Genomic DNA, 11,805 nt, shown 5'->3' on the forward strand with positions numbered 1-11,805 from the left:
TTCCTAATCGAATACTGAAGATGCATTTGCTGTCGGTGCAAATGACATCACCACAGCATCAGCAATGTTGGGGCTAGGTATGCCGCGTTTTGCTAGATCCTTTTTACTTTCAACTTTGACACGCCCATCATCAGCAAACTGTCGTCTAGGTGCTGACAATTCATCTATCAACTTATCTAAATTTGAACAATCACCTGAAATACTAATCAACTTATCAATGGGGTATTTATGACCTTTGGTGATAGCGTTGTAAGTATTGCGAAAACGATCTGCCAAAAGCCACCAAGACTGTGCCTTCAAGTTATAGAACATATCTTTATTTTTGGTTTGGGTACCATCATAAATCGCATCAGGTGCATGCACAGCATCAGAAGCATTGAACTTGATGTATTTAATAAATAAACGGCGTTGCTCATTCAGTTCTTTAAACTTAGCACCTGAAGATGCACCCACACCAATCGAGTCATAAATAATCCGTGCCTGATATTTCTCAGCAAGTGAATACGTTCGAGTACAACTTTTCAGTAACTCATCTTCTTGCCCTTTCCACTCATCTGTATCATGCAAGATAGATCCATGTGCCAACGCGTTCGCACATTTATCATCACCATCATCTGCAACGTCAAATCCAACGCGCTTGGTACCTAAACCGATAAAATCGAGTTCCAAATGTGCATCGACCGCCGCAAGAATCCATGAACGTTTAATAATGACTGAATCATCATCCTCTTTCGGTTGCCCTAAATAGATATGATTGTAATTTTCCTCATCTTCTGCCTTTGCTGCAGCCGCTACAGCCAAAGCCGTCTTAGATAAGAAAGGATTATCAGGATAGTTGATCTTTCGTACCACTGTATTGGGTGGTGGACTAGTCACAAAACGGCGATATACAAAATCTGTGGTCAGCTTCGGATTAAAGATAATCCAGAACTGAGAATGCTCTTTACGAATAGTTGGTTCTAATATTTCCCACTGTTCTTTCGAAACGTTATGCGCTTCTTCAAGCCAACAAATATCAACACCCTCAAGCGACTTGATTTCGTCAATGTTTCGCCACAAACCATAAAATAAGAATTCTGAACCTGTGTAAATATTCTCTATCTTATTGTTTAGAACTCGAAAGCGATCCTTTAAACCAAAGCGCTCTATTTGCACCTTGAGTAATGAATACACCGACTCTTCAATTTTGTTCTGGAATTGCCGTGCACATAAAATACGAAGCTTGTAGTTATCAGCAAGAAAAATAGAGAATCCTGCTGCATCCCAAGACTTGGAACTAAAACGACCACCGTATAAAACTTTATTACGTGCAGGTTCTAACCAAAAATCTTCAAGTATCGGATTTAGCGTTGCTTGATCGCCCATAGAAGTGCCCTAACCCAGATGGATATGAAGTCTCATTTTTGATTGAACTTTCAGTTTTATTAGTGAACTGACCACCACTGTCTTTGGCAGCTTGTTCCATGATTTTTAGAGCCATCACCGTGTTCTTAGTTTTATTCAGTAATTTGTCATATTGCTTCATACGGTAATGCTTAATGGCGATCGGAATATCAATTAATCCCTCATCAAACTTCTTGCGCGTTTCTTCAAAAAGGTCTTTGAATTTTTTACTTAAGTTTTTCCCAGCAACTTTGGTTGGATCGTATGACTGACACTGTTTTCGATCGATTGTTACCCCAAACTCTTGTAAGACCTGATCAGCAACTTCTTGAGGGGTATCACGGCATGCAAGAGACTGAATTATAAAAATTTTTACAGGCTCTTTTAAGGCTGCCATCACCCACCTCTTGTCTAACTACGTCTAACAAAATAGCCAAAAAAAAGCCCTAAGGCTCAAACCACACACGTCCCACAACACTTGGAAATATCAACATCGGGAACAAAAGGCGCATTCTTTGTGATTTCGACCAAACGCTTAACTGACTCATTCGCTCCCCAACGCCTAACCACACCAAAGAACTCTTCAACGTCATGACCTGCTAAATAATGTTTAGGTAAACCTGTCATATCGCTATACAGTATTTCACCATCTTCATCACGTTCTACACCGATGTGATAAAGCTCATGATCCAGTAACGCACAAAAGTTACGGTCATTGCTCTTTTCACAATAACTCGCATCGATCGTAATCAAATAAGTGGGTACAAATCCAAACCAGTCCCGCATCTGTTGTTCTTGTCGTGCTTTCTTCCAACCGCCAACATTAAACATCACCTTTTCACATTGACCCAATACCATACGTTTTTTAGATTGAGCCGCAGATGATGCCCAAGCAAATGCCAAGAACTCGTCATTGTCGTGAAGTAGTTCTGCAATATGATCATGGTCAGGATTATGTAACGCGCCACCAATGGTAAGAAAGTTTTTAACCACCCAATCTTTTAGATCTGGTGCAGGTGCCAAGCGAATTGTTTCTTCTTCCTCGGCTTGGTCAATCAACTCGGTCGGTGGAAATGGTCTGTTTTGTTCCATATTTCACCTATAAAAAAAACCACCCTAATGAGTGGTCTTATTGAAACTTTAAAACTAAAGAGCTACTCCACAGATATCTGTTGTACCTGTTGGGTACTGACCTGTTATTTTACTGCTATCCGTCACTAACTCAATAGAAACCTCTTTATTTAAATCTGTTGGCTGAATATCTCGATAGGCACTCGCTAGACTAAATGCAACATTTTTTGCTCTTCCTGGTAAAGTATAAACGTAACCTAAGTTTTGACCATTCGAAATTATTCCTATTTGATTTGAAGACTGATTAAAGTAAATACCGACTTTTTGAATTTGTGCAGGATTAGTCACATTGAAAAGTGCTATCTCCTTTTGATCCTGTGTTCCAGTAGCTAGATTCATAGACCCAATAACTGCGGCAAAACCATTTGTTGAGCTAGATGCTTCTGTTGAATATTGATTTCCATAAAATATAGCTATTGCATATCCATTTCCATTTACAGTGTCACCACCAATTCCAATAGGGAAATGTATTACTTGACCATCTGGAGTTAAATTATCGGGAACTTTAAAATTAAATTCATAAGCAATAATTCCTGTTTGAGAAATTGGTTTATCTCCCGCCTCAACTTGTTGACTCACTGCTTGATTTAAACTTCTTAAACTTAGATTTTTAGTCTGATTACTCAGCTTATTTGTAATTAAAGATCTATTCAAAGTTGCATTTTGTGTGCTTTGGGCTGCAATAGCTTTATCTAAGTATGCTTTACTAGCTGCCGCATGTACCCTATATGCTCCACTAGCCCCCACTGGTAATCCTGCCAGTAAATTAAACCCAAACTTCTGTCCAGTAACATTAGGGTATAGAGTTCCATTTGGTGCTCCACCATAAAGAATATTAAGTTGAGCTTGCGTTGCGTCAAAATTGTAAGTACAAGCACTCCAAGCAGTTACACTTGCCAATCCAATACTTAGACCTAAGATAATTTTTTTCATTATTTCATCTCAATTTTATTATGAAGTTTTACTTTACGATAAAATTAAAATTTACATTGTTACGTTCAAGTAAAAATCATTCAGAGTTGAGATTTTCATTTAAAACATGCCTCTTCAAATTCTGAAGCCACTGACTAGAAAAATTAGCTTCAACCTGCAATGGTCCATCTTCTTGAATTTTATATCTCGGCACTAACTCAATTCGTACAACGGTGTAACCCAATTCAGCAGCTACATCGTAACGATCCACACTCCATGCTTTATTTGCAAGTTTACCTTTACGACCACCTGACCAAGGACCACCTGAAATTTCAACTAAAATCCTATGCTCAATTAATAGAAAATCAAAACGCCAATGCTTAGTAGATTTAATCTGAAATTTCTTTTGATATTTAATTTCAAATACATTCAATGCGTGTTCAAATTTCTCTTCAGCTTCTATGTATGCATCTTTAGCTTTGGGTAGTGGGCGAGTTTTAGATTTTCTTTTTATTTCTGATTTTTGGGTGAGTTTGGTGTATTGAGATATGTCCATAATTTTTGTTCAATAACAAGGATTTTGAATTCAACATATTGACTCTTGCTTGTTTAAATATTATTGAATAGTATTTAAAGTATGTTTTAAATAATGAACCACATGCAAGAATTCATCCTATTCATTGTTGTAGTTGTCTTATCTCTATATTTTAAAAACAATGCATCTGAAGGAATCGGCCAATACGTTTTATACTTAATCATTGCTTCTTTACTGGCAATTATTTACCGCTATATTCGATATTCTTAACAGATCCACATTTTCAACACTCTTTCAAAATATAGCAGGGCAAAATATAAAATTTCCATTTAAAGTTTTTAAGGACTTATCGGGCATACATAATATTCATGACCTGATATGCTGCCGAGAACCCATATAAAGAAATGCTTTCCTCATAAGAGTCACTCCAATCATAGAATCTAGTATAAGCCATATTCCCCTTTTGCATTTGATGAATGATATTTAGCGCAGTTTGCCCCCAAAAGACACTGTTTGTTTTAAAAGGTGGATTTTTGTCAATCCGTATATAATGGTGTTTGGCAAAACTTAACTTTTCAGGCTCTTTTGTAACTGACAATCCCATACCATGCTTTGATGTCTTCAAAACCATTAAATCAAATTTTGAAATAAAACATGACTTCTCATCAGTTATATGATCTTGTTTACAGGCTACTAACCAGCCATTTTTAACAGGATGATCATTGTCCATATCTACGATCGTAGCTACCTTAGTTTCTAGATCATAGATCATCATAACATTATTAGAAAAATACTTCGTTTCAGAATAATTTTTATGCTTTAACGAATAGCTGACTTCTGAATCCTTAAATAATGGTTTAAGTTTTAATTTTTTAAAGTCTTCTGGAAATACTCTTTGGTAAACCAATTCTTCTTCATTTCTTTCTTTTAATTTAGGTTGAAATACTACAGAACTAGGTATTTCCATATCATCTGGGTGTGTATAACTAGAGTTTGATAATGTTTTACTCAATTGTTCAAGCCTGTCAGGTGCTGAGTTATAGCTAGAATCTAACTGCACTAAATCCGAATGACCATATTGACCCACTAAACTTAATTTAGTGATCAGAAGTACATATAGCCCAACACGCTTAAATTCAATTTTTGATAAATATTATAACTTTATAACAAATAATTTATAATGCTATTCTAAATTATTACATTAAATTTTATACTGAAATTTTATACTTAGAACAATTAGCCTTATATAAAGTCCAACTATCCCTATTCACAAATATAAGAATAATTATCATTAGACAACAAAAAAGCCCACCTTTTGATGAGCTTCTTTGCTATAGAAATCTCTCTAACCCAAACGAAATATTCTAATCAAATAAATTAAAGTAGTTAGTAATACAAACAGCATAAAAAAGAACACATAGTTTAAATATCTAGGAATCATATTATTTTCCTTTATCATTTTGTTCTTTTTTTATACAATTTTTCTTTTAATTATTCAATATATATAACAATAAATTTTTTTTATAACCATATATAGGTTTCTAATATAAAAAAATACCCACCTTAGGAGGCGGGTATATAAACTCTAAAATTGTGTGGATTACCATAACTTCGTCCACTATAGCTGAAATATGCCATATCCCTTGTACAAGGTCAATAATTTGAATGAGACTTTTTATTCCATTAACGACTTTAAAAGTTTTTAAATCTATTTAAAGCCCACATTTTTTCGAGCTTTAAACGGTTTAAATTTTTATAATATTTTTCAATTACGATCGTTAGGCTTTAAAAATTCTCAAATACAAAGAATTATATATGCATGCTTATTTTTAACTTAGGGTTATCGTACTAATACCTTGAATAAATACCACTATGAAAAATGCATATATAAAGAAAGCTAAAATCATATAAACAGTTTTTGAGTAATTTTCCTTATTATCAGCAAACTTGCTTATACTGAACAAACTTGAAAACAATGCAGTACCTAATAAAATCATATTAAAGAAAAAGAATAAACCTATTTTAACTATATCAAGAATGCCAATGTATTCGTTTGATGCACTATAAGGAAAATTTAAAAGATAAACAACGAGATGAAGTATCACCACTACTCCACCAATTGTACGCCATAAAAATTTACCGCTTTGATCTATAATACTTATCACGATAAAGAGAGTTAAAAAATACAATAAACTTAAACCAATCTCTAAACCAATTACTGTGTTAAAGATTTTAAATATCGCACGTGAAAAAATGATTGCTGAAATAAATAGTGCAAGTAGTGTAGATTGATTAAGCGCAAAATTTAAAAACTCATTCTTAAGATTGGTATTTTCATGATTTTTAATTCGATGAAATGAGAGATTGGTCGAAATTTTATCTTGTAGCTCCTTCAAAGCCTCTGGGTGTATTTCACAAATTTTACCATCTTGCTTCCACAAGTTTCCATCAAAGATCTTTACTAATTCCACTTCCTTTGAATTTAGAAGGTTTAATTTTGAAACTAATTTAGATCTCAACATACTTTTTTTATTTACATAACAACACTTCCCCTCAAAAGATGAAACCTCTTCCAACCAGTTTTCCAAATCTTGTTTAGTGCATGATGATTCTTGCGTTGAATTTAATAAACTCACTGAAATATTCCTAATATTCATATACATGAACCTAAATATACTTTTTTATTAAGAATAAACAATCATTGAATATTTCATAATTAATACAATTTAATCATTGAGTTTTGTTGTAAAAATTGGGAAGATTCATTTTTAAATAGCACCGATTTTTCCTAAATTGATGCTATTTTTTGATTACAAATATAATTAATTTTTTTTAAAATTCAATAAATCCATATCGACAATGCAATGTAGCTAAACCACACTTCACATCAAATCTTGCATCCATTTCAGAATATATCTTTACCATTTTTCTTGTATCACCCACCCATTGCATTTCCCACTCAGTCATTTCGGACCAGCTATTAAAATAAAAATATCGATCTATAATCGCATCAAGCCACCCATCCATCACGCTAGACTGACCACGTAAATCAAAAATGAGGCGTTGCACAGCACGAGCTTCATTGTCATTAATTTCACAAACTATATCTTTCGGGGTTTGTTTCTTATTTGGTAAAAGATCAGCATCACTAAGCATTGCATCAGCAATAATTTGACGTTGTTTTCTAACACCTAATTTCATTTTTTTACGCTTTATAACAGCCTGATCCATAGCTTGAGCAATTGGATTTAAAGATCTACCGCATGTTCCTTTTATAGAGTTTTGCCACGCACCAAACTGATATAACCATTCCTCTAGACTGAACTTCTTCCAATCCGTTGCTTGCATAATCGTAACCGCCGCATTCATACCCATCACCCAATCAACCGTCTAATCTCATCAATCGCCTTACCGCTTTTCACTTGCTCAGTGCTATACCGATACACTGAATAACCCAACTTTTGCGCTGAATTATATTTTTCCATGTCTGCTATGTAACCTTTCCCTCGTGTATGCCTCCCATTACTCCAGATACCGCCTTCAACCTCGATCAAAACATTGCTACCCACAATATAAAAATCTGCCCTCCACTTACGTTCTGGATTAAATTGAAACTCTGCCTGAAACTCGATGTTGTACGACTTTAAATGCTGAACGAGCGTAGCCTCGCCCTCGCTCATCACACGTTCTTTTTTCACTGAAACACGGTGCTTAGATTTACGTCGTGGTTTTGCGTATTTGGCTTTATACTCTGCGATGGAAATGTTGGTCACTTTGAATTATTTCCTAACTTTTTCAAAACAACTATTCATCCCTGTATATGAATACCCACGCTCATCTAAAGCTTTCATGATGAGTTGCCCTGTTCGCTGTCCTTTAATAATGGACACTATTCTCAACTCACCTTGTGGATTCCAACCTGCTTGGGATTTAGCATCCTTGTCAGGTTTGACAAGATCTCCTATTTTTAACGAATCAAACATGACGACCTCCCAACTGCTTACGAATCGTTGCAGGTACCACACAACCATCCAACTGGCATTGTTTTAAGTACTCATCGGGTTGTTCAAACGGATCTGGCCATTCATTAACAATTGGCATGTTAAGTGGCTTAGGCTTAGATTTTAATTCTCGGGGTTTGTGGATTTTTCTATTTTTCAAATTCCACTTCGCCATTAAATCATTAAGATTCTTTTGAGCCTCTTCATTAGAAACAGCGACATGCTCTACTCGCTTTTGTTGAGCATTGTCCCAAGTCAATTGCTTTGGCTCTTGGTACCACTCTTGAACACGCCCTTTCAATTGAGCTTCAGCTAGATATTCACCATACAGCTTTACGAATTCTTCTTTCGCTCGATGCATTTCACCATCGTTAATCAACAAACTGACTTGATCTAAAGCAAATTTTGCGATCGTAGTAATTTCCTGAAACTGAAATACATCTTTCTCAATTTCAACAGCCTTATGCTCAATGATTTTGGTGTACTCACATGCTTTCACCCATGCTTTTTCAGCATTCCACCAATCTTGGCCAATACACATGGTTCGGAACTCGGCAAAGCTTGGCATGAAGGTTTTACCAGACGTACTCAGTAAAACTAAACCTCGCTGGAACTGGTGTGGCATTACGCCTGCCAATGTGTTTGAAGCAATCTGTTCAACGATATTCATCGGGATTGCATTTTTGCCATCTACAGGAAAGTTTTTATTGAACTGTGTTGCGTAAATCGTTCTCAACGTTGCTATCAGCATTTTGATATCGTTTTGGCAAATTAGATTATTCACGGTAAACCCCTCCTGCCACAGCTAAGTTCTCGTAATCAGGTGTTACATCGATCACATTGGATTGTTGCTGGTTCTGAAAAATTTGAGCAAAGTAACTTGGTTCTTCAGGTGTATTTGAATTCTGGAACTGATTTGAGTGTGTTTCAGGTTTTGGTGGATATACACCCTGATAACTTCCGATAATTGAGTTTTCCAAGGATTGGTTTGCTAACACGCCAAAAGACTCGAGTTTTTTCAAAATGAGTTTTACAGCGTTTTCCGTCAGTGGTTTTTTAATACTGGTTCGCATTTCAACAAATTGGTTCCACAAATCACGATCAATTGAATTTGGTAATTCAGTTAATTTCGGATCGTATGAAGTTTTAGAGTTTTTCTTATTTTTGCTCTTAGTAATCTCTTGCGTAGTCTCTTGATATTCTCTTGTATTATAGATTGGTTCATTTTGACCCAATGATGATTGGTTCATTTTGACCTCATCCATTGGTTCATTTTGAGCTGATGCATTAGTCCATTCTGAGCCAATGCATTGGTTCATTTTGACCTTATCAATAGAATCAATTACTTGCTTATCATTTTGTTCAATTTCAGCCAGAATATCGTAATTAATTGCATAATAATTAACTTGATTCGATCTTTTGTTATCAAACTGCTCAACACACAATAAACCTTGCTCTTTGAGGGATTTTATTGTCCGTTTTAGAGTAGATATTGAAATATATTTCAGTTGATCCACCCACTCAGCATAGGTGTTATAGATCCACTTTTTCTCATTACGAATAAATTTAGATGCACCTAACCAGTAATGTAGTTGTTGTAGAAAAATAGCCTCATTTAAACCAATTAACTTTGCTAAGGTTGGTTGAACCTGAAGAGGAGATTCATTAATCAAGAGTTTTGACATTAGTCACCTTCCTTAATCTGCAAAAACCGACCGTAACGCGCCACTCTTCCAGCACGAACTAAACTCGCAGTAATTTCACTCGCTTGGTAAAGTGAGATCCTGTGACAATTCATCAGTGATTCTAAAAATTCCTGCTGTAGCACCATTGCATTCGCTTCATCACGATTGATTTTGCGTAAATTGGCTTTACGATCTGTAAGCAATGAATTCAACGTGTGTAATGCTGGTTCATGCCATGATTGAATGATTTGTTCTGTGTTCATGACACCTCCGCCAAAGCGAGTTCTGCTTCGTTTAAACGGCGATTGGCGTGGAGTTCGGCGACTGATGCATTTCGGATTTGGTCTTTATGGATAGGTCCACAAGCACCAGTTTTAAGAATCCTTACTCTGTACAAATCATTTGTATATTTATGCTGAATTATTTCTAGCAATACATCCTTGGTTCCAGCTGCAGTAAGCACAACCACATCACCGACCAAGAAATCACTTTCGGTCGATTCTAATTCCATCGAGTTCGCTGGAATTAAACAGTGATTGCACTGCTCTTCTTTAAACTCGCTACATTTGCCAGAGCATGGGTGTTTTGGTATATTAGGGTTCTTCATTGTTTATCCTTGTGATAAATGAGCAGAAAAAGCTTGAGCCGCAATCTCGAGCTTTTTTTGTGCCTCAGATTTGGTTAAAAAATTAAATAAACTTTTGAATACACCTGTATTCTTTGGTGTATACGATGTATTCAATGTATACGTTGGTATACATTTGGATTTATGCGAAAACTGAGACTCAGTTAAATCAATTAGGTTTTCAGCTATGAGTCTTTGTTTTATCGCTTCACGTATCCAGTCACTTCGATTAGCACTAATACTGTCTATTGCTTCATTCCAGTCGGCTGGAAGTCTTGCTGAGACTAGAGTTCCTAGTTTTGGTTGGATGAATGCGGATGACATAGATCACTCCTATTTAAGTTGACTTGCTATTTGAAGGTTGCTATTACGCAAATAGTTGAAATCAGCATCAGGGCAAAGCAAGTCACAAGAAACCTGCCCATTGCTGGCTTTATCAATGCGAATAGCCAGTGGGGCTCCACACTTTTTATTGACGTAAATAATTTGCTGTAAATTACCCACGGTGGTTAAACACTCTTTTGCAAAAGATTCACGTCGATCTGGAGTTAAGCCTAAGAAGTAACTCTTGAGTTGTTCAGTATTTGATGAAGTCATTCTTATAACCTTTGCTAAATTATTTAGTAAATACTAATTTTATTTATTTTCCGTGTCAAGAAATGTTTAGCAATTACGAATTTACTTTTTACTAAAAACTATATGAAATACTAAATATGGATACGATCACATTAAGACGCAAAAATTTGCGCACAGCTATTAATGCTGCTCTTGAAAATAACGGCTTTAAATCAGATGTCGCTTTTTGCGAACACTATGATTTAAATCCTAGTCATATCTCTCAACTCATGAATGGTCATGGAAGTTTTGGAGAGCGAGCTGCTCGTAATCTTGAAAAGAAAGTTGGGTGGGATGCAGGTTTGTTAGATAAACCCATCTTAAATTTAGAAAAAAATATCAAAGAATCAGAATCATTAGATCATCCTAAAAGTGATATTTACTTCGCTCCAGTTGAATTTAGAAGTGCTGATACAAAAGGTCGCCCAAGCAATGTTCGTATCCCAATTTATAAAGATGTAAAAGCATCTTGCGGTGCGGGTATTGAAAATTTTCTAGAAGATGCGAGTGAATATCTAGACATTGATCCGCAGATCCTAAAGCTTATGGGTATACAAACTAATCCCAAAAATTTAAAAATTATCTATTCTGCTGAATACAGTATGTACCCTACTGTTGCTCCTGATAGTCCGCTGTTTGTAGATGTTTCTGATAAAGATCCTAACAATTTAAAAAATGGCAATGTATATGTGTTTACTCATAATCATGAGTTAAGAATGAAGCGTGTTTTTGTAAGTTATGGATCTAACACAGTGAAACTTACAAGTGATAATCCTGATAAAAATAGATATCCAGATGAGTTTATTACCAATGAACAGCTTAATGAAATTAATTTTGTGGGACGTTTAGAGTTGGCTTTAGTGAAACCCTAAATACTAAAAAAACTGCGAACCCGACGCAGTCCTTAAAATGATCGGT

At 35.5% G+C, this 11,805-nt stretch carries 16 protein-coding genes and 1 pseudogene; 1 reads left to right on the forward strand and 16 read right to left on the reverse strand.

What is annotated here, in order from left to right; all coding sequences use genetic code 11:
• Nucleotides 1-3 precede the first annotated feature (3 nt).
• The 16 genes and pseudogenes from HUS24_RS04085 to HUS24_RS04160 all read right to left on the reverse strand — a co-directional run bounded on the left by HUS24_RS04085 (nt 4) and on the right by HUS24_RS04160 (nt 10,869).
• Nucleotides 4-1,365 carry a PBSX family phage terminase large subunit gene (locus tag HUS24_RS04085; RefSeq protein ID WP_173910758.1) on the reverse strand — a complete coding sequence of 454 codons (1,362 nt, stop codon included), beginning with the start codon at nt 1,363-1,365 and terminating at the stop codon, nt 4-6.
• Nucleotides 1,331-1,780 carry a DUF2280 domain-containing protein gene (locus HUS24_RS04090; RefSeq protein ID WP_173910759.1) on the reverse strand — a complete coding sequence of 150 codons (450 nt, stop codon included), beginning with the start codon at nt 1,778-1,780 and terminating at the stop codon, nt 1,331-1,333. Before HUS24_RS04090 ends, HUS24_RS04085 begins: the two co-directional genes overlap by 35 nt.
• A 56-nt stretch (nt 1,781-1,836) precedes the next feature.
• Nucleotides 1,837-2,475, reverse strand: a complete 639-nt coding sequence (locus HUS24_RS04095; RefSeq protein WP_173910760.1) for a putative metallopeptidase — start codon at nt 2,473-2,475, stop codon at nt 1,837-1,839.
• 54 nt (nt 2,476-2,529) lie between these two features.
• Complete coding sequence (locus HUS24_RS04100; protein ID WP_173910761.1) at nt 2,530-3,447, reverse strand: DUF4882 family protein; 918 nt, start codon at nt 3,445-3,447, stop codon at nt 2,530-2,532.
• A gap of 76 nt (nt 3,448-3,523) precedes the next feature.
• Nucleotides 3,524-3,982 carry a hypothetical protein gene (locus tag HUS24_RS04105; protein ID WP_173910762.1) on the reverse strand — a complete coding sequence of 153 codons (459 nt, stop codon included), beginning with the start codon at nt 3,980-3,982 and terminating at the stop codon, nt 3,524-3,526.
• 931 nt (nt 3,983-4,913) lie between these two features.
• Nucleotides 4,914-5,015: pseudogene (locus HUS24_RS17010) on the reverse strand (M23 family peptidase); the annotation flags it as partial.
• Nucleotides 5,016-5,790: 775 nt separating this feature from the next.
• Entirely contained in the window at nt 5,791-6,597 is an 807-nt protein-coding gene (locus HUS24_RS04115; RefSeq protein ID WP_173910764.1) for a hypothetical protein, read from the reverse strand.
• Between the two features lie 196 nt (nt 6,598-6,793).
• Nucleotides 6,794-7,330, reverse strand: a complete 537-nt coding sequence (locus HUS24_RS04120) for a hypothetical protein (RefSeq protein ID WP_173910765.1) — start codon at nt 7,328-7,330, stop codon at nt 6,794-6,796.
• A gap of 5 nt (nt 7,331-7,335) precedes the next feature.
• Nucleotides 7,336-7,734, reverse strand: a complete 399-nt coding sequence (locus HUS24_RS04125; RefSeq protein ID WP_173910766.1) for a hypothetical protein — start codon at nt 7,732-7,734, stop codon at nt 7,336-7,338.
• Nucleotides 7,735-7,740: 6 nt separating this feature from the next.
• On the reverse strand, nt 7,741-7,944 hold the full coding sequence (locus tag HUS24_RS04130; protein WP_173910767.1) for a hypothetical protein: 204 nt from the start codon (nt 7,942-7,944) through the stop codon (nt 7,741-7,743).
• Nucleotides 7,937-8,713, reverse strand: a complete 777-nt coding sequence (locus HUS24_RS04135) for a hypothetical protein (RefSeq protein WP_173911395.1) — start codon at nt 8,711-8,713, stop codon at nt 7,937-7,939. Before HUS24_RS04135 ends, HUS24_RS04130 begins: the two co-directional genes overlap by 8 nt.
• 25 nt (nt 8,714-8,738) lie before the next feature.
• Nucleotides 8,739-9,647: a hypothetical protein gene (locus tag HUS24_RS17015; protein ID WP_173910768.1), complete on the reverse strand. Its 909-nt coding sequence runs from the start codon at nt 9,645-9,647 to the stop codon at nt 8,739-8,741.
• Nucleotides 9,647-9,910 carry a hypothetical protein gene (locus HUS24_RS04145; protein ID WP_173910769.1) on the reverse strand — a complete coding sequence of 88 codons (264 nt, stop codon included), beginning with the start codon at nt 9,908-9,910 and terminating at the stop codon, nt 9,647-9,649. The genes HUS24_RS17015 and HUS24_RS04145 overlap by 1 nt, the downstream gene beginning before the upstream one ends.
• On the reverse strand, nt 9,907-10,254 hold the full coding sequence (locus tag HUS24_RS04150) for a hypothetical protein (protein WP_254433798.1): 348 nt from the start codon (nt 10,252-10,254) through the stop codon (nt 9,907-9,909). Before HUS24_RS04150 ends, HUS24_RS04145 begins: the two co-directional genes overlap by 4 nt.
• A 3-nt stretch (nt 10,255-10,257) precedes the next feature.
• On the reverse strand, nt 10,258-10,596 hold the full coding sequence (locus tag HUS24_RS04155) for a hypothetical protein (RefSeq protein ID WP_173910770.1): 339 nt from the start codon (nt 10,594-10,596) through the stop codon (nt 10,258-10,260).
• Nucleotides 10,597-10,605: 9 nt separating this feature from the next.
• On the reverse strand, nt 10,606-10,869 hold the full coding sequence (locus tag HUS24_RS04160; protein ID WP_173910771.1) for a hypothetical protein: 264 nt from the start codon (nt 10,867-10,869) through the stop codon (nt 10,606-10,608).
• Nucleotides 10,870-10,985: 116 nt separating this feature from the next.
• On the opposite strand from HUS24_RS04160, the gene HUS24_RS04165 reads away from it, so the two are divergent.
• A complete protein-coding gene (locus HUS24_RS04165) occupies nt 10,986-11,759 on the forward strand; it encodes a S24 family peptidase (protein ID WP_173910772.1) in 774 nt (257 codons plus the stop codon).
• Nucleotides 11,760-11,805 lie beyond the last annotated feature (46 nt).

Source organism: Acinetobacter sp. Marseille-Q1618, from assembly GCF_902809855.1.
Taxonomy (GTDB): Bacteria; Pseudomonadota; Gammaproteobacteria; order Pseudomonadales; family Moraxellaceae; genus Acinetobacter.

What these genes read in the sequence shown, in the direction of transcription:
- HUS24_RS04135 (WP_173911395.1), bottom strand. Translation starts at nt 8,713, where the DNA reads ATGCTGATAGCAACGTTGAGAACGATTTACGCAACACAGTTCAATAAA.
- HUS24_RS04090 (WP_173910759.1), bottom strand. Translation starts at nt 1,780, where the DNA reads ATGGCAGCCTTAAAAGAGCCTGTAAAAATTTTTATAATTCAGTCTCTT.
- HUS24_RS04085 (WP_173910758.1), bottom strand. Translation starts at nt 1,365, where the DNA reads ATGGGCGATCAAGCAACGCTAAATCCGATACTTGAAGATTTTTGGTTA.
- HUS24_RS04150 (WP_254433798.1), bottom strand. Translation starts at nt 10,254, where the DNA reads ATGAAGAACCCTAATATACCAAAACACCCATGCTCTGGCAAATGTAGC.
- HUS24_RS04155 (WP_173910770.1), bottom strand. Translation starts at nt 10,596, where the DNA reads ATGTCATCCGCATTCATCCAACCAAAACTAGGAACTCTAGTCTCAGCA.
- HUS24_RS04160 (WP_173910771.1), bottom strand. Translation starts at nt 10,869, where the DNA reads ATGACTTCATCAAATACTGAACAACTCAAGAGTTACTTCTTAGGCTTA.
- HUS24_RS04145 (WP_173910769.1), bottom strand. Translation starts at nt 9,910, where the DNA reads ATGAACACAGAACAAATCATTCAATCATGGCATGAACCAGCATTACAC.
- HUS24_RS04130 (WP_173910767.1), bottom strand. Translation starts at nt 7,944, where the DNA reads ATGTTTGATTCGTTAAAAATAGGAGATCTTGTCAAACCTGACAAGGAT.
- HUS24_RS04095 (WP_173910760.1), bottom strand. Translation starts at nt 2,475, where the DNA reads ATGGAACAAAACAGACCATTTCCACCGACCGAGTTGATTGACCAAGCC.
- HUS24_RS17015 (WP_173910768.1), bottom strand. Translation starts at nt 9,647, where the DNA reads ATGTCAAAACTCTTGATTAATGAATCTCCTCTTCAGGTTCAACCAACC.
- HUS24_RS04100 (WP_173910761.1), bottom strand. Translation starts at nt 3,447, where the DNA reads ATGAAAAAAATTATCTTAGGTCTAAGTATTGGATTGGCAAGTGTAACT.
- HUS24_RS04105 (WP_173910762.1), bottom strand. Translation starts at nt 3,982, where the DNA reads ATGGACATATCTCAATACACCAAACTCACCCAAAAATCAGAAATAAAA.
- HUS24_RS04165 (WP_173910772.1), top strand. Translation starts at nt 10,986, where the DNA reads ATGGATACGATCACATTAAGACGCAAAAATTTGCGCACAGCTATTAAT.
- HUS24_RS04120 (WP_173910765.1), bottom strand. Translation starts at nt 7,330, where the DNA reads ATGAATGCGGCGGTTACGATTATGCAAGCAACGGATTGGAAGAAGTTC.